This window comes from Paraburkholderia sejongensis, from assembly GCF_020880815.1.
Classification (GTDB): Bacteria; Pseudomonadota; Gammaproteobacteria; order Burkholderiales; family Burkholderiaceae; genus Paraburkholderia; species Paraburkholderia sejongensis.
Genome location: NZ_JAJITD010000017.1, coordinates 64,941 through 88,455 on the forward strand (window position 1 = coordinate 64,941; position 23,515 = coordinate 88,455).

The 23,515-nt window shown below is 65.8% G+C and carries 19 protein-coding genes; 10 read left to right on the forward strand and 9 right to left on the reverse strand.

The features are described 5' to 3' along the window. Positions 1-237 precede the first annotated feature (237 nt). The 3 genes from LJ656_RS27260 to LJ656_RS27270 all read left to right on the forward strand — a co-directional run bounded on the left by LJ656_RS27260 (position 238) and on the right by LJ656_RS27270 (position 2,084). On the forward strand, positions 238-1,065 hold the full coding sequence (locus LJ656_RS27260; protein ID WP_230512640.1) for an AraC family transcriptional regulator: 828 nt from the start codon (positions 238-240) through the stop codon (positions 1,063-1,065). 81 nt (positions 1,066-1,146) lie between these two features. Continuing rightward, the gene (locus tag LJ656_RS27265) at positions 1,147-1,560 is read left to right on the forward strand and encodes a cupin domain-containing protein (protein WP_230512641.1); all 414 of its coding nucleotides are present in this window, start codon (positions 1,147-1,149) and stop codon (positions 1,558-1,560) included. A 20-nt stretch (positions 1,561-1,580) separates the two neighbouring features. Beyond that, the gene (locus LJ656_RS27270) at positions 1,581-2,084 is read left to right on the forward strand and encodes a GNAT family N-acetyltransferase (protein WP_230512642.1); all 504 of its coding nucleotides are present in this window, start codon (positions 1,581-1,583) and stop codon (positions 2,082-2,084) included. On the opposite strand, the gene LJ656_RS27275 is transcribed toward LJ656_RS27270, so the two are convergent. The 4 genes from LJ656_RS27275 to LJ656_RS27290 all read right to left on the reverse strand — a co-directional run bounded on the left by LJ656_RS27275 (position 2,069) and on the right by LJ656_RS27290 (position 7,006). Continuing rightward, on the reverse strand, positions 2,069-2,545 hold the full coding sequence (locus LJ656_RS27275; RefSeq protein WP_230512643.1) for a DNA-deoxyinosine glycosylase: 477 nt from the start codon (positions 2,543-2,545) through the stop codon (positions 2,069-2,071). The two genes, LJ656_RS27270 and LJ656_RS27275, sit on opposite strands and share 16 nt — an antisense overlap. After that, a complete protein-coding gene (locus tag LJ656_RS27280) occupies positions 2,545-3,303 on the reverse strand; it encodes a chorismate--pyruvate lyase family protein (RefSeq protein ID WP_230512644.1) in 759 nt (252 codons plus the stop codon). Before LJ656_RS27280 ends, LJ656_RS27275 begins: the two co-directional genes overlap by 1 nt. Before the next feature lie 215 nt (positions 3,304-3,518). After that, on the reverse strand, positions 3,519-5,417 hold the full coding sequence (htpG, locus tag LJ656_RS27285; protein ID WP_230512645.1) for a molecular chaperone HtpG: 1,899 nt from the start codon (positions 5,415-5,417) through the stop codon (positions 3,519-3,521). A gap of 131 nt (positions 5,418-5,548) precedes the next feature. Then, the gene (locus LJ656_RS27290; RefSeq protein ID WP_230512646.1) at positions 5,549-7,006 is read right to left on the reverse strand and encodes an aminotransferase-like domain-containing protein; all 1,458 of its coding nucleotides are present in this window, start codon (positions 7,004-7,006) and stop codon (positions 5,549-5,551) included. Between the two features lie 289 nt (positions 7,007-7,295). Here LJ656_RS27290 and LJ656_RS27295 point away from each other — a divergent pair, with 289 nt between their 5' ends. The 6 genes from LJ656_RS27295 (at position 7,296) to LJ656_RS27320 (ending at position 14,944) form a co-directional block, all read left to right on the forward strand. Next, on the forward strand, positions 7,296-7,988 hold the full coding sequence (locus LJ656_RS27295) for a VOC family protein (protein ID WP_230512647.1): 693 nt from the start codon (positions 7,296-7,298) through the stop codon (positions 7,986-7,988). 104 nt (positions 7,989-8,092) lie between these two features. Beyond that, positions 8,093-9,289, forward strand: a complete 1,197-nt coding sequence (locus LJ656_RS27300) for an aminotransferase-like domain-containing protein (protein WP_230512648.1) — start codon at positions 8,093-8,095, stop codon at positions 9,287-9,289. A 105-nt stretch (positions 9,290-9,394) separates the two neighbouring features. Continuing rightward, positions 9,395-9,859 (forward strand): RidA family protein, encoded by a 465-nt coding sequence (locus LJ656_RS27305; RefSeq protein WP_075296211.1) that lies wholly within the window; start codon positions 9,395-9,397, stop codon positions 9,857-9,859. A 223-nt stretch (positions 9,860-10,082) separates the two neighbouring features. Then, a complete protein-coding gene (locus tag LJ656_RS27310; RefSeq protein WP_230512649.1) occupies positions 10,083-10,997 on the forward strand; it encodes a PhzF family phenazine biosynthesis protein in 915 nt (304 codons plus the stop codon). 348 nt (positions 10,998-11,345) lie between these two features. Beyond that, positions 11,346-13,700, forward strand: coding sequence for a bifunctional diguanylate cyclase/phosphodiesterase (locus tag LJ656_RS27315; RefSeq protein WP_230512650.1), 2,355 nt, complete (start codon positions 11,346-11,348; stop codon positions 13,698-13,700). A gap of 35 nt (positions 13,701-13,735) precedes the next feature. Then, the gene (locus LJ656_RS27320) at positions 13,736-14,944 is read left to right on the forward strand and encodes a chromate transporter (RefSeq protein WP_230512651.1); all 1,209 of its coding nucleotides are present in this window, start codon (positions 13,736-13,738) and stop codon (positions 14,942-14,944) included. Positions 14,945-15,016: 72 nt separating this feature from the next. On the opposite strand, the gene LJ656_RS27325 is transcribed toward LJ656_RS27320, so the two are convergent. The 5 genes from LJ656_RS27325 to LJ656_RS27345 form a co-directional block, all read right to left on the reverse strand. Further along, on the reverse strand, positions 15,017-15,475 hold the full coding sequence (locus LJ656_RS27325; RefSeq protein WP_230512652.1) for a CopD family protein: 459 nt from the start codon (positions 15,473-15,475) through the stop codon (positions 15,017-15,019). Between the two features lie 282 nt (positions 15,476-15,757). Then, on the reverse strand, positions 15,758-18,079 hold the full coding sequence (gene parC / locus LJ656_RS27330; protein ID WP_230512653.1) for a DNA topoisomerase IV subunit A: 2,322 nt from the start codon (positions 18,077-18,079) through the stop codon (positions 15,758-15,760). Between the two features lie 62 nt (positions 18,080-18,141). Beyond that, positions 18,142-20,127: a DNA topoisomerase IV subunit B gene (locus LJ656_RS27335; RefSeq protein ID WP_230512654.1), complete on the reverse strand. Its 1,986-nt coding sequence runs from the start codon at positions 20,125-20,127 to the stop codon at positions 18,142-18,144. Positions 20,128-20,474: 347 nt separating this feature from the next. Beyond that, entirely contained in the window at positions 20,475-22,409 is a 1,935-nt protein-coding gene (locus tag LJ656_RS27340) for an ATP-binding cassette domain-containing protein (RefSeq protein ID WP_230512655.1), read from the reverse strand. 136 nt (positions 22,410-22,545) lie between these two features. Continuing rightward, positions 22,546-22,947, reverse strand: a complete 402-nt coding sequence (locus tag LJ656_RS27345; RefSeq protein WP_230512656.1) for a DUF4399 domain-containing protein — start codon at positions 22,945-22,947, stop codon at positions 22,546-22,548. Between the two features lie 307 nt (positions 22,948-23,254). Here LJ656_RS27345 and LJ656_RS27350 point away from each other — a divergent pair, with 307 nt between their 5' ends. After that, complete coding sequence (locus LJ656_RS27350; protein WP_075296315.1) at positions 23,255-23,446, forward strand: rubredoxin; 192 nt, start codon at positions 23,255-23,257, stop codon at positions 23,444-23,446. The last annotated feature ends 69 nt before the right edge of the window (positions 23,447-23,515 follow it).

Consider the following 23,515-nt stretch of genomic DNA (forward strand, 5'->3'; position numbering starts at 1 on the left):
CGATGCGGGGCGGGTATTCACGAAACGCGGTACGCAAACGCGAACCCGGCGGCCTACGTCGCAGAGCGGGGGAACACGTCCGGATTCTGCCTCATTTTTGGGCTGGCGGAAAAGCGCGCGGGCAACCTTCAGCGGTCGCGCCCGAACGCGGGCACCGGGCGGGAAAGCGCGTTGTGGCTACAATGATTCGCTACGCAAGCCCGCAGCCGGCCGCGCCAGACAAAGTTGGAGAATGTGATGAGCAGCGACACCAGTAAGGCCCGCTCCGACTGGATCGACCGTTCGGAATCCGCGGGCGGCGTCGAGCGCATCGAAGCGTTCTTTCACGGCAACGCGTATTCGATGCATCGCCACGACACCTACGCGATCGGCCTGACGCTCGCCGGGGTCCAATGCTTCCATTACCGGAACAGCTTGCGCCACAGCCTGCCGGGACAGGTGATGGTCCTGCATCCCGACGAAGCGCATGACGGCCAGGCCGGCACGAATGAGGGTTTTCGCTACCAGATGGTGTACGTGCAGCCGACCGCGATCCAGGCGGTGCTCGGCGGGCGGCCGCTGCCGTTCGTCGAAGGCGGCGTCACCGACGATCCGCGCCTGTTCGACGCGACCCGCACCGCGCTGTGCCAGTTGCACGAACACGCTGAGCCGCTCGAACGCGACGATGCGCTCGCCGCTCTCGCGCTCGCGCTGGACGGCGCGGCCGGCGCCCAGCCGGCGCGCCGGTCGGCGGATTTCGGGGCGGCGCGCGCCGCGCGGGAGTATCTGGACGCATCGTGCACCCACGCCGTCACGCTCGATGAACTCGCCGCCGTCAGCGGCCAGGACCGCTGGAACCTGTCGCGCGACTTTCGCACCTTCTATGGCACGAGCCCCTATCGCTACCTGGTGATGCGCCGCCTCGAAGCGGCCCGCGCGCTGATGCTGCGCGGCGTCGCGCTGGCGGAGACGGCCGCGGCCGCCGGTTTCGCCGACCAGAGCCATATGACCCGGCATTTTCGCCACGCCTACGGGATTCCGCCCGCGCGCTGGCTCGCGATGATGGGCGCGCGCCGCGCCGGCTAGCGCGGGTTTGCACAATCGTTCAAGACGCGCGCTGCGCAGCGGCCTAAGCTGCGTTTCACGCGTCCTCTGAATGGAGCCATCATGCCTATCCCTACCCCAACCCCTATCCCGCCCGCGCCCGCGCAACGCGGCCAGCACCAGAGCATCAACCTGCTCGACAAGATCCGTCTGATCGACGGCCACTGGCAGCCGCGCGTGGTCGCCGAAATGAACGACTACCAGTTCAAGGTCGTGAAGCTGCTTGGCGATTTCGTCTGGCATCACCACGCCGATACCGACGAGACCTTCATCGTGCTCGAAGGCCGCTTGCGCATCGACTTTCGCGATCGCTCGATCGAATTGCAGGCAGGCGAGATGGCGGTGGTGCCGAAAGGCGTCGAGCATAAGCCGTATGCCGAAGCCGAAGTGAAAGTGCTGCTGATCGAGCCGCGCGGTGTGGTCAACACCGGCGAGATGACGAGCGATAGAACCGTCGCCAACGATCAATGGGTCTGAGCGCCGCGATGCAAAAGCAAATGCAAAAGCAAACGCAAGCGCCGGCACCGCTCATCCGCGAAGCGGTTTTTCCGACCGATACGGCGCCGCTCGTCGCGCTGATCCGCGAGTATGTGCGCTGGCTCGATATGGATCTGTCGTATCGCGGCTTCGAGGCCGAAATGGCCGCGTTCGAAGCCACTTATACGCTGCCGTCCGGGATGTTCTTCGTCGCCGATGCCGGCGGCGAACTCGCCGGTTGCGTGGGACTGCTTCGTCATACTGACGAGACCGCCGAAGTCAAACGGCTGTATGTGCGCGAAGCATTTCGCGGCCTGTCGCTGGGGGAAAAGCTGGTGGCGTCCGTAATCGGGAAAGCGCGCGAGCTGGGCTACGCGAGGCTCGTGCTCGACTCGGTTCCGCAAACGCTGTTTGCGCAGCGCATTTACGAGCGCGCGGGGTTCGTGGATACCGCGCCCTACTATGAAAATCCTGTGGCGGGCACGCGCTTTCTTGCGCTCGAGCTTGGTCAGGCCGGTATCTGACGCCACAGCGCCAGCTTCTGCTCGAACGACAGCATCGCGTTCGCCGGGCTGGACGACGGCAGCACGAGGGTTTCATAGCCCGCTGCGCCGATTACGTCGGCGAACCGGCCTGCCGTCTTGCCGTTGAAGCAGACCTTCCTTAGCTGCGGCGCGTGCTCGCGCAGCGATGCGAAGTCGTTCGGCTGCGCATTGCGGATCGCCGAATCGAGGCTGCCCTGACGATGGCACGCATCGAGCACGTCCCAGATGCCGATGCGATGAGCGAGCACCCGCGTCAGACGCTCTTCGTAGGGCAACTCGTGCAGCGATGCTTCGCCCAGCACCGCGCCGAGCAGACGCCAGAACTGATTGCGCGGATGCGCGTAATACTGCGCAGCCTCCAACGACGCCTCGCCGGGAAAACTGCCGAGAATCAGCGTATGCGTATCGGCCGCGACGACCGGGGGAAAGCCCTGCAACATCAGCGGCTCCTGTCGTCGGCGGGACGCGGCGCCGGGTGAGCGCGCGAGGCGGTGTGATCGAGCGGACGGCCGTGCTCGCGCATCCGGGCGTGCGCTGCGTTCGCTGCGTGCGCTGTGTGCGTCACGGCCGGCCCCGCTGCGGAATCAGTCGCGGCGGCCGCATCATCGCCCCCCGCGCCGCCCGCTTCGCCGATCGCAGCGACCCGCTCCCACAGCGCCGGCAACATACACTCCGTCACCATCAACGGCGCGCCGTGCCGCTCGAACACCGAGCGTCGCGCGACCAGCGCATGGGGCGCCGGCGGGTCAGCCGCATCGATCTCCCGCACCGCCAGCCGATACAACGGATGCCGCGCGCCCACGCTGCGACTGACCAGCGCCGAACGCGCGACACTGGTATCGCTATACAGCAGCTCCGCGAGCGGCCGCGTGCGCAAGCGCCGCGTGGCCTGCCACACGCCGACGCTGGCCGCGCGCGGCGTCACGCTATGCGCGGCGACGAACGGCGCGCCATCGACCGACAGCACCACCTCGCGCACCCACACCGGCGCGCGCGGCGCGAGCCCGAGCGCGGCGGCTTCGTCGGGCCACGGCAGCGCGACGCTCTCGCGCGTCACGCGCACCGCGACCGCGCCGAGCGTGCGCAGATGCGCGGTCAGGGAACCGCCGCGGGTCAACCAGTCTTTCTGCGCGGCGCTGAAACGGGGCACAGGCGCGACGCGCCAGTGCGCGTCGGCGGGATCGAAACGGATAGGCATGGTGTCGGATTATAGCGGCGTGATTTGTCGGACTTGAGCGGCCACCGGCAGTCGAGCACAAGCGAATCGCCACGGCTCGCCGACCAACCGACACGGCGCGCGCGCAAAAAAAATGCGCTGCCGAAGCAGCGCATTTTTCACCAGCCGGCTAACGCATCGTCACACTCACAAGCAACGACGCTCGCAGCCCAGGCTCAAAGCAGGCAAGCCCAACCTCAACCCGCGCGCGACAACAGCAACGCATTGGTCCGCTTCACGAAGCTCGCCGGATCCTCGAGCGAACCGCCTTCGGCCAGCATCGCCTGATCGAACAACAGATGGCACCAGTCGTCGAAATTCGCGCTGTCCGCGCGAAGGCCCTTCACCAGCGCGTGCTCCGGATTCACTTCGAGAATCGGATGGAAGTCCGGCGCCTGCTGACCGGCCGCCTTCAGCATGCGCTGCAGGTAGCCGCTCATTTCGCCGTCGTCGGCGACGAGGCAGGACGGCGAATCGGTCAGGCGGAACGTCAGACGCACGTCCTTCGCCTTGTCCTTCAGCGCTTCCTTCATCTTCTCGACCAGCGGCTTGAACTCTTCGCCGACCTTCTCCTGCGCGGCCTTCTCTTCGTCGTTCAGCGCGCCCAGATCGAGGTCGCCGCGCGCGACGCTTTGCAGCGGCTTGCCGTCGAACTCATTGAGGAACGACAGCATCCATTCGTCGACGCGGTCGGTCAGCAGCAGCACTTCGACGCCCTTCTTGCGGAACACTTCGAGGTGCGGGCTGTTCGCCGCGGCCTGCCACGTATCGGCGGTCACGTAGTAGATCTTGCTCTGCTCCGGCTTCATGCGCGCGACGTAGTCGGCCAGCGCGACGGTCTGCTCGGCGGTGCCGGTATGGGTCGACGCAAAGCGCACCAGCTTCGCGATCCGCTCGCGATTGGCGAAGTCTTCGCCGATGCCTTCCTTCAGCACCTGGCCGAACTCCTTCCAGAAGCCCGCGTACTTTTCCTTTTCCGCGCCGTTATCCGAGTTCGCCAGTTCTTCGAGCATCGACAGCGCGCGCTTGGTCACGCCTTCGCGGATCGCCTTCACGTCGCGGCTTTCCTGCAGGATTTCACGCGACACGTTCAGCGGCAGATCGGCCGAATCGACCACGCCCTTCACGAAACGCAGATACGTGGGCAGCAATTGCTCGGCGTCGTCCATGATGAACACGCGCTTCACGTACAGCTTCAGGCCGCCGCGCTGCTCGCGATTCCACAGATCGAACGGCGCATGCGCGGGCACGTACAGCAGCTGCGTGTACTCGCTGCGGCCTTCCACACGATTGTGGGTCCACGTCAGCGGGTCCTGATGGTCGTGCGAGATGTGCTGGTAGAACTGCTTGTACTGCTCGTCGGTGATGTCGTTCTTCGCACGGGTCCACAGCGCGCTCGCCTGGTTGACGGTCTCGTCTTCATCCTTCGTGACCATCTCGCTCTTTTCCGCGTCCCACTCTTCCTTGCGCATCAGGATCGGCAACGCGACGTGGTCCGAGTACTTCTGGATGATCGACTTCAGGCGGTACGACGACAGCAGTTCGTCCTCGTCGGCACGCAGATGCAGCGTGATCGTCGTGCCGCGCGCCGCGCGGTCGATCTGCTCGACCGCGAAATCGCCCTCGCCCGCGCTGACCCAGCGCACGCCTTCCGAAGCCGGCAGACCGGCGCGGCGCGTTTCGACGGTGATCTTGTCGGCGACGATGAAGCCCGAGTAGAAGCCCACGCCGAACTGGCCGATCAGCGCCGCGTCCTTCTGCTGGTCGCCGGACAGCTTGCCGAAGAATTCCTTGGTGCCCGAGCGCGCGATCGTGCCGAGGTTCGAGATCGCTTCTTCGCGGCTCATGCCGATGCCGTTGTCGTCGATCGTGACGGTGCGCTCGGCCTTGTCGTAGGACACGCGAATACGCAGATTCGGATCGTTCTCGTACAGCGCGCTGTTTTCGATCGCCTCGAAGCGCAGCTTGTCGGCCGCGTCGGACGCGTTCGAGATCAGCTCGCGCAGAAAGATTTCCTTGTTGCTGTACAGCGAATGGATCATCAGTTGCAGAAGCTGTTTCACTTCTGCCTGAAAGCTCATGGTTTCTTGTGCCACGGTCGGATTCCTCTCTGTTGCGAATGGGTTTCGGGCGGTCACGAAGCGCGCTTCGTGACCGGTGGGCGGGGCAACCGGCTAGCCCTGCCGGGCCGGATCGTCCGCGCAAATGGGGACGTGCCGGCGGGGTTTCAAGAGGCGCGTCGCGCGACGCCGTCCAGGTAGCCGCTCAGGAACGCCGGCAGTTCGGGGTCGCCGCAATTGGCGATGTTGAAGCGCATCCACGTGCTCGGCGACTGCTGCGGCGAAAACAGGCCACCCGGCGTCAGCAGAAAACCAGCTTCGTGGCCGGCCGCGGCGAGCGCGCCGGCGTCGACGCCGGTGTCGGCCCACAGAAACATCCCGGCGGTCGGGCTCAGGAACAGCTTCATGCCGGTCTTCTCGATCATCCGCACGGTCTTTTCGCGCACCCCGTCGAGCCGCGCGCGGATTCGCTCGACGTGCCGCCGGTAATGGCCCTCGGTCAGGATCTTGTAGATCACCCGCTCGTTCAGCTCGGGGCTCGTCATGCCGACCAGCATCTTCTGATTGCTGACCACCAGCGCGACCTCCGGCGCACTCGCGATAAAGCCGACGCGCAGATTCGGCGCCAACGTCTTCGAAAAGCTGCCGAGATAGATCACGCGCTTGAGCTGATCGAGGCTCGCGAGGCGCGTGCCCGGATAGCCGGGCGGGCACAGGTCGCCGTAGATATCGTCCTCGACGACGATGAAGTCGTACGCCTCGGCGAGCCGCAGAATCCGGAACGCCTGCGCGGCGCTCAGCGACGTGCCGGTCGGGTTTTGCAGCACCGAGTTGATCACCAGCATTTTCGGGCGCCATTGCTGCACCAGCGCTTCGAGCGCGTCGAGGTCCGGGCCGTCCGGCGTGTACGGCATCCCGACGAGGCGCGCGCCCTGCGACGCGAAGCAGCCGAACATCTGGAACCACGCCGGATCGCCGACGATCACCGCGTCGCCCGGCTTCACATAGATGCGCGAGATCAGGTCGACCGCCTGGGTGATGCCGGACACCGTGACGATCTGCTCCGGCGACGCGCCGATCTCGAGTTCTTCGAGGCGCGTCTGCAACTGCTGGCGCAGCGGCAGAAAACCCTGCGCGGTGCCGATGCCGAGCATCTGCGCGCCGCTTTGCCGGCCGAGCGTGCGCAGCGCGTTGGTGATCAGCTCGCCGTCGAGCCAGCGGCTCGGCAGATAGCCGAGACCCGGACTGCGCTCGGGGCGCGCGCCGGTGTGCAGCATGTTGCGCAGCAGCCAGACGACGTCGATATTGGCCGGCACGGGCAGCGCCTGCTCGCGCGGATGCAGTTCGGTGACGCTCGCGACCCCGCCCTGCCGCTCGCGCACATAGAAACCGGAACCGCGCCGCGATTCCAGAAACCCCTGGGCGACGAGGCGCTCGTACGCCTCGACCACCGTGAAGCGCGACACGCCTTTGTCTAGCGCGAGCTTGCGGATCGACGGCATCCGCATGCCGGGGCGGAACACCCGCTCCTCGATGCGGCGACGCGCCCACTGGACGAGCTGTTCGACCAGCGTCAGCGAGGCGGTGTCGTGCGGGGTGGGAATCTGGGCAAGCGGGACGGACATGACGGGCTCCAACTGTACCGAACAGTATCGCGGCGATTGTACCGTTACTGTGCAGGTCGCGACCGTTACATTTGAACCCAGCAAAAAAGGATGACGCACCGCAAAGACGACGCCACAACGTCGCAAACGCGCTGCACAGCGGGCCGGATCGCGGTTCGCCCCTCGTCCGCATGGCCCGCCGATCCGGCAAACGGTTATGCTTACGGCCCCGGCAGCGCAGCCTTCACGCGTGCAGCACGCGCGGCGCGCACCGGCCTCCCGCAAAAATAGCGTTTTCCGTCGTTTCGCCATGACAGCCCCGACCGCTCATTCGCTCAGTCTCGATCACCTCGTGGTTTCCGCGCGCACTCTCGACCAGGGCGTCCAGTACGTCGTCGACCGACTCGGCGTCGCGCCGGCCGGCGGCGGCGCGCATCCGCTGATGCGCACCCACAATCGCCTGCTCGGTCTGTGGGGCGGCGTCTATCTGGAGGTGATCGCGATCGATCCGCAAGCGACGGCCGGCAGCGAATCCGCCCGGGCACGCCTGTTCGCGCTCGACGACCCGGCCACGCACGCGCGGCTCGATAAAGGGCCGTATCTATCGCATTGGGTCGCGCGGGTCGAACGGCCGAAGCAACTGACGACGTGGCAAGCGCAGTACCCGCGGCGCATCGCACCGGTCGTACCGATGACGCGCGGCGACTTGCGCTGGGGGCTGACGGTGCCGGACGACGGCGCGTTCCCCGCATGGCAAGGCGCCGGCGACGGCGTGCTGCCGTCGCTGATCCAGTGGGACTCGCCGCAACATCCGTCGCAACGGCTGGCGCCAAACGATCTTGCGCTGAAGACGCTGAAGGCGGCGCATCCGCGGGCGGACCTGATCGTCGAACAGCTGCAGTGGCTCGGCGCCGCGCACCTGCTGGAGGTGCAGCCCACCGACGGCGCGCCGGCGCTCGTCGCCGAATTCGAAACACCCGAGGGTCCGCGGACCCTCGAATAAGCCGCGCGCGAGCCGACAATCGGCCGGCCGACCGGCAATCGCTGCCGACTCGCGCGATAATTGACGTTTTTTGACCGGTTCCAGAAATACCAGCAGAGGAGATCATGGACCAAAGCGATCTGAAAGCCCCGACGTGGCAATTGTCCGAACGCGCCCGCAAGCTTACGAGCTCGGCGATCCGCGAGATCCTGAAGGTAACGGAACGGCCCGAAGTCATTTCGTTTGCCGGCGGCCTGCCGTCGCCGGCCACGTTCCCGGCCGAGCGCATGCGCGAAGCGGCCGACCGCATCCTGCGCGACAACCCCGCCGCCGCGCTGCAATACAGCGCGACCGAAGGCTATCTGCCGCTGCGTGAGTGGATCGCGCAACGCTACTCGACGGGCGGCGCGCAGATTCGTCCGACGCAGGTGCTGATCACGACCGGCTCGCAGCAGGCGCTCGACCTGCTCGGCAAGGTGCTGGTGTGCCCGCAGAGCCCGGTGCTGGTCGAAACGCCGACCTACCTCGGCGCGCTGCAATCGTTCTCGATGTACGAGCCGCATTACGTGCAGGTGCCGACCGACGCGCAGGGCCTGATTCCCGAAGGCCTGCAGCCGGAACTGACCAGGGGCGCGCGCCTGCTGTACGCGCAGCCGAACTTCCAGAACCCGACCGGCCGCCGTCTGCCGGTGGAGCGCCGCCGCGCGCTGGCCGAATTCGCGAAGAGCGCGCCGTTCCCGGTGATCGAGGACGATCCGTACGGCGCGCTCGACTACGCGGGCGAACCGTTGCCGACCATGCTGTCGATGGCGCCCGATCACATCGTCTATCTCGGCTCGTTCTCGAAGGTGCTCGCGCCGGGTCTGCGGGTCGGCTTCATCATCGCGCCCGAAGAGCTGATCTTCAAACTGGTGCAGGCCAAGCAGGCCACCGACCTGCACACGCCGAGCTTCACGCAGCGCATCGTTCACGAAGTGATCAAGGACGGCTTCCTCGACACCCACGTGCCGACGATCCGCGAGCTGTATCGCAACCAGTGCCAGGCGATGCTCGACTCGCTCGAGCGCTATATGCCCGAAGGCGTCACCTGGAACCGTCCGGAAGGCGGCATGTTCATCTGGGTCGATCTGCCCGCGCAGATCGACACCATGAAGCTGCTCGAAGAAGCGGTCGCGCAGAACGTCGCGTTCGTGCCAGGCGGTCCGTTCTACGCGAACGATGCGCAGCACAATACGCTGCGTCTGTCGTTCGTCACGGTGCCGCCCGCTAAAATCGACGAAGGCGTCGCGCGTCTCGCGGCACTGGTGCGCGCCAGGCTGTAAGCGATAGCCGCATCACGCTCACCTCGGGGCGAACCCGGCACACAGCATGCGTGCCGGGTTCGCCCCGCCTGTTTTAACGCAATCTCACCGAATCGAGGACACGACATGGCTCAAGCGAATGTGTACGACAAGCTCAAGGAACTCGGCATCGAACTGCCGGCAGCAGGCGCGCCGGCGGCGGCCTATGTGATGAGCGCGCAAAGCGGCAACACGGTGTACCTGTCCGGCCACATCGCGAAGAAGGACGGCAAGGTGTGGGTCGGCAAGCTCGGCGCGACGATGACGACCGACGAAGGCAAGGCCGCCGCGCGTTCGATCGCGATCGATCTGCTCGCGACGCTGCACACGCACGTCGGCGATCTGAACCGCGTCACCCGCATCGTCAAGCTGATGAGCCTCGTCAACTCGACGCTCGAATTCACCGAACAGCATCTGGTCACCAACGGTGCGTCGGAACTGGTCGCCGACGTGTTCGGCGAACGCGGCAAGCATGCGCGCTCGGCCTTCGGCGTCGCGCAGATTCCGCTCGGCGCGTGCGTCGAGATCGAGTTGATCGCCGAGGTCGAATAAGCTTCGACGCGCCGTGACGCGCGGCCTGACCATGCGTCCGGCATAGCGTCGGTTTCGGACCCGGTTCACGCCGCATCAACCAGCTGAACGCGCCGCCCGGTGTCTCGCACCGGCGGCGCGTTTAGCTTTGGAGCAATTCAGAGCGCGCGTGATTCGCCGGTCCGCACGCGGCTGGAATCGCCGCACTCCCCCAACGTTCGCATCAGCCGAGAGAGCCCTGTCGATGCCCGTTCACAACGTCCGTTTCAAACAGGTCGACGTGTTTACGTCCACGCCGTTCAAAGGCAATCCGCTCGCGGTCGTGTTCGACGCCGACACGCTCGATAGCGCGCAAATGCAGACCATCGCGCGCTGGACCAACCTGTCCGAAACCACCTTTCTTCTGCAACCGGACCACCCGGCCGCCGACTATCGCGTGCGCATCTTCACGCCGGGCGGCGAGCTGCCGTTCGCCGGTCATCCGACGCTCGGCACCGCGCATGCGCTGCTCGAAAGCGGCTACCAGCCCAAGCGCGCCGGCAAGCTGATCCAGCAATGCGGCGTGGGGCTCGTCGAGCTGGAAGAACTGGAACACCCTGCGGCGCCCGCGCCCGCCGGCACGTCACGCGCGTGGGCCTTCGCCGCGCCGCCCGCGCGCGTCGCGCCGCTCGGCGAAGACCGTTACGAAGCGCTCGCGACAGCTTTGCGGAGCAGCGCGATCGATTTCAGCGCGCCGCCCTGCGCGGTCGATAACGGCGCGCCGTGGCTCATCGTGCGCGTCGATTCGGCCCGTAGCTGCCTCGCACTTGAACCGGACGCGCTCGCGCTCGCCGAACTCGCGCATTCGGTCGACACGCACGGCATCGCGGTCTACGGCCCGCACGAGCCCGACGGCCCCGCGACCTTCGAAATCCGTTGCCTGATGGCCGGCGGCGGCTTCGGCACCGGCGAGGATCCGGTGACGGGCAGCGCCAACGCCGCGCTCGCGGGTCTGCTGCAGCTGCAGCACCGCTGCCCGGGCGCCCGCTACACCGCGCGACAAGGCACCGTGCTGGGTCGCGCGGGCGAGGTATCGGTGCACTACGACGATGCGCGCGGCAAGATCTGGATCGGCGGCCCAACGGTGACGATCGTCGACGGCACCTGCCGGCTCGCCTGAGCCACGTGTGCAACAGCGCGCGACGGCAAGTGCCGTGCCGATTGCGGGATCGACCGCCCGCGCGCGCGAAATCCGCACCAGCACTAGCGCTCGCGGCTCTTGGTCGAGCGCGCCGCGGCGCCAGTCGCGCCCGCGTTTACCCGAGGTGCGGACCCTTCCTTAATCCAGTGGCATTCAGTAAGATCGAAAACATACCCCGTTGACCCGTGGACGGTCAGGCGCGGCGCCACGCCTTCTCCTGCTGCGCAGCAGCTTTGGCACCTTGGTCACCATGCAGCCATTCATTCAATCAGCGCAGTCGATGCCCGTGCGTTTGCCAATCGCTCGCGCCGAGCCGCGGGCCAGCCGATGAGTCAATCCCGCTTCTCCGCCCCGCACGAAGCCAGAGCGCCGCGCGATCCGTCGATCACGCGCCGGCGCGCGCTGCTCGTCATCCCCGCGCTCGGGGTGCTGGTGCTGATCCTGCTGTGGACCGTGATCTTCGCGCGGCTGGCGGTCGAAAAGGAAGCGACCTACCGCGAGGCGATGGCCTCCTCCGCGATTCTTTCCGCCGCGCTCGAACAGCACACGATCAAGGCGATTCACCAGGTCGATCAGATCACCCGCTTCGTCAAATTCGAGTTCGAGAAGACGCCGAATCATTTCGATCTCGCGAGCACCGTCGAAAAAGGCGTCGTGCAAAGCGAGACGCTGGTGCAGGTATCGTTGATCGACGAGCACGGCAAGCTGCTCGCCAACACCGCCGAACTCAATCCGAAACACATCGATCTGTCCGACCGCGAGCACTTCAAGGTCCACGAGCACGAGAACGACGACCAGTTGTACATCAGCAAGCCGGTGCTCGGCCGCATCTCCGGCCACTGGACGCTGCAGATGACGCGGCGCCTGAATCATCCGGACGGCTCGTTCGCGGGCGTGGTGGTGGTGTCGGAAGACCCGAGCTATTTCACGACCGACTTTTACAACAACGCGGCGATCGGCCGCGAAGGCGTGATCGCGGTGATCTCCGACAACGGCACCGTGCTCGCGCGCCGCACCGGCAGCGCCGATAAAGCGAGCGGCGCGTTCACCGCGAGCGGCACCTACCCGACCTCGGAACACGTATCGGGCACCTACGTCGATTCGATCGACGACGTCACCCGCATCGTGTCGTACCGGCATATCGACGGCTATCCGCTCGGCGTGCTGGTCGGTCTTTCGCAGGCCGAAGAATTCGCCGACTACAACCACACGCGCAACGTCTATCTGCTGATGGCGGGCTTCATCTCGCTCGCGATGCTGAGCTTCTTCGCGGTCGCGACCGGCCTGATCGGCAAACTGCTCGGCCGCGAGCGCGAGATGACGCACCTCGTCGAATACGATCTGCTGACCGGGCTGCGCAACCGCTACGCGACGCTGCAGGCGCTGCGCCACGACGTCGCGCAACCGGCCAACCTCGGCCGCCTCGCGATCCTGTTCATCGATCTGGACAACTTCAAGACCGTCAACGACACGCTCGGCCACAATGCCGGCGATATCGTGCTGCAGATGACCGCCTCGCGGCTGGCGGCCGCGGTCGGCGACGGCGGCGCGCTCTCCCGGATCGGCGGCGACGAGTTCGTGGTGGTGATCAAGGGCGACGACGTCGAGAAGCGCGCGGTCGCGCTCGCCGAAGCCGCCGCCGACGTGTTCTCGAAACCGTTCGACGTGCGCGGCAGCTCGTTCGTGCTGCATGCGAGCATCGGCATCGCGCTGTACTCGGTCGCCAACGAAAGCGAGATCGATCTGCTGAAGAAGGCCGACCTCGCGATGTACAGCGCGAAGGACGCCGGCAAGAACTGCTATCAGTTCTATTCGCCGGATCTGTCGCATCGCGCGGACCATCTGATGAAGTGGGAGCAGCAGCTGCGCGTCGCGCTCGCGGAGAAGCAGCTGTTCCTCGCGTATCAGCCGAAGATCGATCTGACGCGGCGCTGCATCACCGGCTTCGAGGCGCTGGTGCGCTGGAACCATCCGCAGCACGGTCTGATTCCGGCCAACGAATTCATCCCGGTCGCCGAATCGACGGGGCTGATCGTGCCGATCGGCGACTTCGTGATCGAGACCGCCTGCCATCAGCTCGCGCAGTGGCAGCAGCAGGGTTACGACACGCTGTCGCTCGCGGTCAATATTTCGGCGGTGCAGTTCTGGCGCGGCGACCTGTTCGAGACGATCTCGCGCGCGATCGAAGAAACCGGCATTTCCGCGCGCCGCCTCGAACTCGAAATCACCGAGACGACGATGATGGAATATCCGGAAGTCGTCTCCGAGAAAATCGTCGCGCTGAAACGTCTCGGCGTACGTATCGCGCTCGACGACTTCGGCACCGGCTACTCGTCGCTGTCGTATCTGAACCGCTTCTCGGTCGATACGCTGAAAGTCGACCGCTCTTTCGTGCAGGCGATTCCGGGCGACCGCAGCGTGTGCGTGATGGTCACCGCGATCGTCAATCTGGCGCGCTCGCTCGGGCTCAAGGTGGTGGTCGAGGGCACCGAGACCGAGGAGCAGATTGCGTGGCTGGCCGCGCTCGGCCATATCGAGGCACAGGGCTTCCTGTTCTCGCGGCCGGTGCCGGTCGAGGCGATCCCGGCGCTGCTCGAACGTTTCGGCGTGTGCGGCGTCAACAGCCGGCGCGCCGCGCACGAAACGGATCACACCAGCAGCGTGTCGAGCACCAACAATTAAAGGACCGGTCCCCGCGCCGGGGCCGGCGTATCGCGATGCAGACCATCACGAGCGAGGAGGCTGCGAGCCGTGGGCAACGGGAACCGCTCTGGACGCTGTTCCGGGTCGTGCTTGGGCTGTCCGCGCTGTCGTGGGGCGGCCTCGCGCTGATGGCGCAACTCGAGCATCACTATGTCGAACGCGAGGGACGGCTGTCGCGGATCGCATTCTCCGATCTGATCGCGTTGGCGTGGATGGTGCCGGGGCCGGTCGGCTGCAACGTCGCGGTTCAACTCGGCCATGCGCTGCGCGGACGCGCCGGCGCGTGGGTCGCCGGGATCGCGAGCGTGCTGCCGTTCTTCACGCTGATGACACTGTTCGCGATCTTCTACCGCACACCGCTCGTGCATGCGGTCGCCTCGCAAACGCTGCTGCATCACTTCAGCGTCGTGCTCGCCACCTTGATCGCGGTGACCTGGTACAAGCAGACCCGTGCGCTGGTGCGCGGCAAACTCGAAGGGAGCGCGGCGCTGCTCGGCTGCATCGCGCTGTTCTTCGCGCACAGCCCGGCCGCCTACGTGGTGATGCTCGGCACGGCGTTCGGCGCCGGCTGGTTCGCGAGCGCCGAGCGCGCTACACGGCTGAACGTCTCGCTCGCACGCGGCGACTACCGGCTGCTGACCGCACTCGCGATACTGCTCGTTCTATTCGCGGTGCCGCTGTCGCCTCGCTACGAACTCGCACTGCTGTGGCCGCGTCTGGCCGGCGCCGGAATGACGCTGTTCGGCGGCGGCTTCTCCGCGCTGCCTGTGCTCAAGACACTGTTCGTCACGCCGGCGATCGGCGTGTCGGATAACGACTTCACGCTCGCGTTTTCGCTGTCGCCGCTATCGCCCGGACCGCTGCTCAACGTGGTGCCGTTCTTCGGCTATCTGATCGACGGCTGGGCCGGCGCGCTGCTCGCGACGCTCGCGCTGTTCGTGCCGTCGGGCGCTCTGGTGGTGCTCGCACAGCGGCATCTGCACCGGTTGAAGGCCAATCCGCGCTTCGAGCATGGGATGAGGATGCTGCGCGCGGTCACGACCGCGTTTCTCGCGGTGGCCGTGCTGAAGATTGCCGCGCATATGCCGCTGGAGCCGGTCTATCTGTTGACCGCGCTGTTCTCCGCGCTGTGCTTCGCGAGACTGAAGGTGCCGGTGTACGTCGTGTACGGGACGGTGGCGCTGGTGTGCGGCGTGTGGCTCGCGTATCACGCGGCCGGATGATGCGTTGCGGACCTCGCCGGGTTCCTCGACCCCGGCAAAGCCCGCAAGCCGTTCGATGAAGCTGAAGGGAAATCACAACCCGCGCGACAGTACCGCGACGCCGATCGTCACGACGCCGAGCACCAGATTGATCAGCACCAGACGACGAATCGTGCCGACCGCTTGCGCGCCGTCCGGCCACTTCTGCGCCTGCACCGCGCGGCGCACTCGCGGAAATACCGCGAAACGGATATGCCCGAAGATCAGCATCATCACGATGCCGAGGCCGGCCATCGCGTGCATCGGCCAGCTCGCGTGGCCGCCGCCGAATTGCATCAACAGGAAGCCGCCGCTGATCAGGATCATCAGCACCGACGCGCCGACCCAGTTGAAGAAGCGGCCGAACACCGACTCCCACAGCGGCAGCCGCAGCTGCGGCGACAGATCGCCGAGCGCCGGGCGCAAACAGAAATGCGCGAACACCATACCGCCGACCCACACCGCCACCCCGAGCAGATGCAGAAAAATCGCGACTTCGATGGCCTTGCCCATATAGTTTTCCTTTTCTGACGCGTTACCGTTCAGGACACTTGATCTTGACTGCGGCTACTGAGCGCATTCGACCATGCGTGCTGCATGCAGTTCCGGGTATCCATCAGGATTGCGTCGTATTGTTGTCCTGCTGATCGCGGCCCGTGTTACCGGCCGCGTTGCCGTCGCTCCCCGTTGTTGCCACCACCCTTTCGCGACGGTCTTTTTTGCGACAACCGGCGAGCGCCCCGCATGCTAGCAGGCGCGCGCCGTTTTCCAGCGTCAAACTTCGTTAAGTCGCGGTCATGCCGGCAGCACCGGCCGCATGCCGTCGAGCTTCATCTTGCTGTCGGGCGCGCGGCCCTTGCGGGCACGCTTGCCGACGTGCGCGGCGAGATCGGCGCCGCTCAGCTTCTCCTCGTCGACGCGGCCGCCGCGACGCGTGCCGATCAGGATCAGCCCGGCCGCGTTGATCGCGAGCGCTTGCACAAGCGTCTCGTTGTCGTCGAGCGCCATCAACGTAACGCCGCGCCCGCCGCCCGACAAGGTCTTCATCTCGTCGAGGCCGAACACCAGCAAACGCCCGCCCGAGGACAGACACGCGATCTGCGCGGCATCGGGCAGCATCGGCATCGGCGCGAGCGGCGCGGCGCCCGCGTCGATCGTCATGAACGATTTGCCGGCCTTCACGCGGCTGATCATGTCGCCGACCTTCGCGATAAAGCCGAAACCGTTGCTCGATGCGAGCAGCAGCGCCTGGTCCGCCGACGCCGCGTAGTAGTGCATCAGATGGCTGCCCGATTCGAGTTCGATCAGCGAGGTGACCGGCACGCCGTCGCCTCGGCCGCCCGGCAGCGTCGCGACCGCGACCGAATAGACGCGGCCGTTGCTGCCCCATGCGATCAGCGTATCCGGCGTGCGGCACTGGAACGCCGCATACAGGCCGTCGCCGGCCTTGAAGCTGAAGCCCGCGGCGTCGAGCCCGTGGCCCTTCAGCGCGCGCACCCAGCCCTTTTGCGACACCACTACCGTGACCGGTTCATCGACCACGCGCGCTTCGAAGGTCGCGCGCTTTTCCTGCTGGATCAGCGTGCGGCGCTCGTCGCCGTACTGCTTCGCGTCGGCGTCGATTTCCTTGACCAGCAGGCGCTTCATCGCCGATTCGCTGCCGAGCAGTTCTTCGAGCTTCGCTTTCTCGTCGCGCAGCTCGGCCAGTTCCTTCTCGATCTTGATCTTTTCCAGCCGCGCCAACTGGCGCAGACGGATTTCCAGAATGTCTTCGGCCTGGCGGTCGGACAGACCGAACGCGGCCATCAGCGCGACCTTCGGCTCGTCCGATTCGCGGATGATGCGGATCACCTCGTCGATATTCAGGAAGACGATCATCCGGCCTTCGAGAATATGGATCCGGTCGTCGACCTTCGACAGCCGGTGCCGCGTGCGCCGCGTGACCGTCGCGAAACGGAACGCGATCCACTCGCCGAGTATTTCGCCGAGACCCTTCTGACGCGGCCGGCCGTCGCCGCCGACCATCACCATGTTCAGCGGCGCGTTCGATTCGAGGCTGGTATGCGCGAGCAGCGTGTTGACGAACTCGGTCTGATCGATACGGCTCGACTTCGGCTCGAACACGAGGCGCACCGGCGCATCCTTGCCGGACTCGTCGCGCACCGCGTCGACGAGTGCCAGCAGCGTCTGCTTGGTCTGCAACTGCTCGGGCGTGAGCGCCTTCTTGCCGAGCTTGATCTTCGGGTTGGTCTGCTCTTCGATCTCTTCGAGCACCTTCTGCGCGGCCGTGTTCGGCGGCAGTTCGGTGATCACCAGTTGCCACTGGCCGCGCGCGAGTTCTTCGATCTTCCAGCGCGCGCGCACCTTCAGGCTGCCGCGTCCGGATTCGTACGCGGCCGCGATTTCCGCTTCGCTCGAAATGATCTGGCCGCCGCCCGGGAAGTCCGGACCCGGCACCAGCTGCATCAGTTCCGCGTGCGACAGCTTCGGATTGCGAATCAGCGCGACCGCCGCGCTCGCGACTTCGCGCAGGTTGTGCGACGGGATTTCCGTCGCCAGACCGACCGCGATACCCGATGCGCCGTTGAGCAGCACGAACGGCAGACGCGCGGGCAACACCTTCGGCTCCTCGAACGAGCCGTCGTAGTTGGCCATGAAGTCGACCGTGCCCTGATCGATTTCGCTGAGCAGCAGTTTCGCGATCGGCGTCAGACGCGCTTCGGTGTAACGCATCGCCGCCGCGCCGTCGCCGTCGCGCGAGCCGAAGTTGCCCTGGCCGTCGATCAGCGGATAGCGCATCGAAAAGTCCTGCGCGAGGCGCACGAGTGCGTCGTACGCGGACTGGTCGCCGTGCGGGTGATACTTACCGAGCACGTCGCCGACCACGCGCGCCGACTTGACCGGCTTCGCGTTGTCGCCGAGACCCATCTCGTTCATCGCGAACAGGATGCGGCGCTGCACCGGCTTCTGGCCGTCGCACACGTCCGGCAGCGCGCGGCCCTTGACCACGCTGACCGCGTACTCGAGGTAGGCGCGCTCCGCGTAGTTGCCGAGCGTCAGCACGTCGCCGTCCGGCGGCGGCTCGTTGAAAAGGTCGAGAGAGTTATCGTCGTCCATCTAGATTCCGTATCCGTGTTTGGCTTGAAGTCGATCTGCGGCTCGATGCGCGTGTTGCGCGCTCAGATATCCGCTTCCACTTCGTTGCCCTTTTCTTCGAGCCAGCTGCGGCGCGAGGCTGCTTCGCCCTTGCCCATCAGCATCGTCATCCGCGCGACGGTGGCGTCGTAGTCCAGCTCGCCGAGCGCGACCGGTTGCAGGCGGCGCGTGTCGGGATTCATCGTGGTGTCCCACAGCTGCTCGGCGCTCATTTCACCGAGGCCCTTGAAGCGGCTGATCGACCACTGGCTGTCGCGCACACCGTCCTTGCGCAGCTTGTCGAGGATCGCTTCGAGTTCGCCCTCGTCGAGCGCGTACAGCTTCTGCGCGGGCTTCTTGCCGCGCGCGGGCGCGTCGACGCGAAACAGCGGCGGACGCGCGACGCACACATGGCCGCGTTCGATCAGTTGCGGGAAGTGTTTGAAGAACAGCGTGAGCAGCAACACCTGGATGTGCGAACCATCGACGTCCGCGTCCGACAGGATGCAGATCTTGCCGTAGCGCAGATTCGACAGATCGACCTTGTCGTCCGGGTTGTGCGGATCGACGCCGATCGCGACCGAGATGTCGTGCACCTCGTTGTTCGCGAACAGGCGGTCGCGCTCGGTTTCCCACGTGTTCAGCACCTTGCCGCGCAACGGCAGGATTGCCTGGTACTCCTTGTCGCGGCCCATCTTCGCGGAGCCGCCGGCCGAATCGCCCTCGACGAGGAACAGTTCGTTGCGGCCGATTTCCGTCGATTCGCAGTCGGTCAGCTTGCCCGGCAGCACCGCGACGCCCGAGCTCTTGCGCTTCTCGACCTTCTGGCCGGCGCGGGTGCGCGCCTGCGCCTGCTTGATCACGAGATCGGCGAGCTTCTTGCCGTGCTCGACGTGCTGATTGAGCCACAGCTCCAGCGCCGGGCGCGAGAACGACGACACCAGCTTGACCGCGTCGCGGCTATTCAGACGCTCCTTGATCTGGCCTTGGAACTGCGGATCGAGCACCTTCGCCGACAGCACGAACGAGACCCGCGCGAACACGTCTTCGGCGAGCAGCTTGACGCCCTTCGGCTGCAGGTTGTGCAACTCCACGAAGCTCTTCACCGCCTGGAACAGACCGTCGCGCAGACCCGATTCGTGGGTGCCGCCCGCGGGCGTCGGAATCAGGTTCACGTACGACTCGCGCGTGAGCGGGCCTTCCTCGCTCCACGCGACGACCCATGCGGCGCCTTCGCCCTCGGCAAAGGTCTCTTCGCTCGAACGCGAGCTTTCCGCGTAGCGCTCGCCTTCGAACAGCGGGATCAGCAGGTCGCTGCCGTTCATCCCTTCGAGCAGATAGCCGCGCAGACCGTCGTCGTATTTCCAGCTTTGCCGCTCGCCGGTTTTCTCGTTGACGAGCGTGACTTCGACGCCCGGCAGCAGCACCGCTTTCGAGCGCAGCAGACGCTGCAGTTCGCCGAGCGGCAGGTTCGGAGAATCGAAATATTTCGGATCGGCCCATGCGGTCACGCGCGTGCCGGACTTCTTGTCGCCGCGCGCGGCCGCGCGCACTTCGAGCGGCTTGGCGACGTCGCCGTGCGCGAAGCTCAGTTCGGCGACCTTGCCGTCGCGCCACACGCTGACGTCGAGGCGGGTGGACAGTGCGTTGGTGACCGACACGCCGACGCCGTGCAGGCCGCCGGAGAACGTGTACGCGCCGCCCGCCGCCTTGTCGAACTTGCCGCCCGCGTGCAGGCGGGTAAACACGATTTCGACGACCGGCACGCCCTCTTCGGGGTGCATGCCGAATGGAATGCCGCGACCGTCGTCCTCGACCGAGACCGAATGATCCGCGTGCAACGTGACAGTGATTTGCCGGCCGTAGCCGCCGAGGGCTTCGTCCGATGCGTTGTCGATGACTTCCTGAATGATGTGCAGCGGATTCTCGGTGCGGGTATACATGCCGGGCCGTTGCTTGACCGGCTCCAGACCCTTCAACACCTTGATCGACGCTTCGCTATACGCGGCGTTTGGCTTTTTCGTAGACATGATTGACTCGGTGCGTCGGTTCATCGTTGTCCACAGGTCCTGTGGACAGGTCCGTGGACAAGGCGTTGAGTTTTCAAAAAAAGCGAAACGAAACAACAGAGTTAGGTGGGGTGCCCGCGCTGCGGGCAAGCTGTTTTGTCGCGCGGCTCCCCTCGAGCGTGCTCAGTTGTGCGGCGCGGCCGCGCAGGGCGCTGGGGGAGCTTGTTCGCGGGGTATTGTACTGATTTAGATCACGGCGGCAATTGACATCGGTCGCAATCGGCCGTGTGGACAAGGGAAAGCGGGGGATTGCGCGGCGCGCGCGACAGTTCGGCGCGAACGTGCGTTCGCGCCGCGTTATCTGCTGATTACTTGACGCGGTTTTCCAGTTCGTCCCAACGCTCGAGCGCGAGCATCAGTTCTTCGTCGATCTCCGCATAGCGCTCGGTCAGACGCGCGCCCTCGCGCGCATCGCGCGCAAACACCGAACCGTCTTCGAGCTGCGCGCCGATTGCTTTCTGCTCGGTCTCGAGTTCGGCGATCTTCTGCGGCAGCGCCTCCAGCTCACGCTGCTCCTTGAACGACAGCTTGACGCTGCGCTGCGCGTTGCGGCCACCGCCAGCGTCCTTCGGCGCGGCCTCTTTCGACGCTTCCTTGTTCGCGCCCTTCTGCGCTTCGAGCGCGAGCTGTTCGGAGCGCTCGCGCTGAGTCTGCCAGTCGCTGAAGCCGCCGACGTACTCGCGCCACTTGCCGCCGCCCTCCGACGCGATCACCGACGTCACCACGTTGTCGAGAAACGCGCGGTCGTGGCTGACCAGCAGCACCGTGCCGTCGTACTCGATCAGCAGTTCTTCGAGCAGTTCGAGCGTCGGGATGTCGAGGTCGTTGGTCGGCTCGTCGAGCACCAGCACGTTGGCCGGGCGCGCGAACAGACGCGCGAGCAGCAGGCGATTACGCTCGCCGCCCGACAGCGACTTGACCGGCGAGCGCGCGCGTTCCGGCGCGAACAGGAAGTCGCCCAGATAGCTCATCACGTGCTTCTTCTGGCCGTTGACTTCGACCCATTCGCTGCCGGGGCTGATCGTGTCGGCGAGGCTCTTTTCCAGATCGAGCTGCGCGCGCATCTGATCGAAGTACGCGACCTGCAGGTTGGTGCCGACGCGCACATTGCCTTCGTCGGGCGCGAGTTCGCCGAGGATCAGCTTGAGCAGCGTGGTCTTGCCCGCGCCATTCGGTCCGATGAAGCCGATCTTGTCGCCGCGCATCACCGTCGCGGTGAAATTGTCGACCACCGTGCGCGCGCCGTAGCGCTTGGTCACGTCGGTGAGTTCCGCGACGATCTTGCCGGACTTCTCGCCCTGGCCGACGTCAAGCTTCACGTTGCCCTGCACGTTGCGACGCTCGGCGCGCTCGTTACGCATTTGCACGAGCCGCGCGATACGGCCGACGCTGCGCGTGCGGCGCGCCTCGACGCCCTTGCGGATCCACACTTCTTCCTGCGCGAGCAGCTTGTCGAACTTCTCGTTTTCGATCCGCTCGACTTCGAGCTGTTGCGCCTTGCGCGTTTGATACGCGGAGAAATTACCCGGGTACGACAGCAGCCGCCCGCGATCGAGTTCGACGATGCGCGTCGCGACGCGATCGAGAAACGCGCGGTCGTGGGTGATGAACAGCAGCCCGGCGCGCAGCGACACCAGCAGATCTTCGAGCCAGCGGATGCCGTCGAAGTCGAGGTGGTTGGTCGGCTCGTCGAGCAGCAGCACGTCCGGCTGCACGACCAGCGCGCGAGCGAGCGCCGCGCGCTTTTGCATCCCGCCCGACAGCGAACCGACGCGCGCCTCGCCATTCAGGCCGATCTGCTGCAGCGTGGTCGCGACGCGGGTGCTCCAGTTCCACGCGTCGGCCGCATCGAGCGACGATTGCAGCGTGTTCATGCGCGCCAGCAGCGCGTCGTGCTCCGCGCCTTCGGGCGTGTCGGCGAGCTGATGGGCAACCACGTCGTATTCGTCGAGCAGCGCGCGCGCGTGGGTCAGGCCGGCGGCGACCGCGTCGAACACGGTGTCGTCCGGATTGAACTCGGGCTCCTGCGGCACGTAGACGGTGGTGAGGTTCTGCTGACGGGTGATCAGCGCGTCGTCGGGCTTGGCGAGATCGGCGACGATCTTCAGCAGCGACGACTTGCCCGCGCCGTTGCGCCCGATCAAGCCGACGCGCTCGGCCGCTTCGAGCGAGAAATCCGCGTGGTCGAGCAACGCGACGTGACCGAACGCGAGCTGCGCTCCGGTAATGGTGTAAAGCGACATGGGAATGGGAAAAGCAGCGATGGGTCGGAACTGCTTATTGTACCGGGGGCGGGGCGCGCCAATCGCACCTGTAAAACGAACGACGCGGGCGGCGCAAGCGATCCGCGCGTGCCCGCGTCGGGAATTAGGCCCTAGCTCATTTCACGTGGACCGTGATCGTCTTGCTCAACTCCGGCCCATACGAGCGATGCGCGCCGTCGCCGAATTGCAGCGTCAGCGTGTGGTCGCCCGGCGGCAGCGTCAGATCGGTTTCGGTTTGGCCCTTGCCGAAGTGCAGCGCCATGTCGTTCGCGGGGATCACGTCGCCCTTCGGCAGCGGCTTGCCGTCGATCAGCAGATGATGGTGCCCGGTGCCTTCGGTCATCGTGCCGGCGGGCGCGATCTTCATGCCGTCGACGGCGAACGCGACGTGCACCGGATTGCTGACGGTCGCGCCGTCGGCCGGCTGCACGAACGACACGCTCGCGGCCTGGGCCGCGCCCGACACGGCGATCAAACCCGCCGCTGCGAGACCGGCCAACCATTTGTTCTTGAACATCGTTTTCTCCTTTGGTAACTCGAGCCTGCCGCGCGACGCTGCTCACGCGCTCGATCGGGATGGAGCGTCGCGACGCCTGGTGCGCGCGCGGCCGGCTTGGTCTAACGAAAGCGCTGCAGATCAAGCATACACGCTGTGCGTGACAGGGCTTGTCGAAGCGGCCTCGGAGGGCTCCGCGGATACGGTCGCGGGGGCGCCCCCGGACTTTGCGGCCGCTTTGACAAATTCCGGTAACATTGCGGGTTGCCGCATGCCCCAAAAAGGGGCGGACCAGTCGGCCATTGGATTGAGTGAGAGAGTGTTTGTCGTGAGTGAAGTAATCGATGTAACTGAATACAAGAGCTGGGTCTGCCTGATTTGCGGCTGGATCTACAACGAAGAAGAAGGCCTGCCCGAAGAAGGCATCGCGCCGGGTACGCGCTTCGCTGCTATCCCGGAAGACTGGCGCTGCCCGCTTTGCGATGTGGGTAAGGCGGAGTTCGCGGTGGTGGAGTTCTGAGGTTCAGACCGACGCTCGTTAGCTCTCGTTAGTGAGATAGTTCTGTGAGTTACGGCGGCCCGGCAGGCG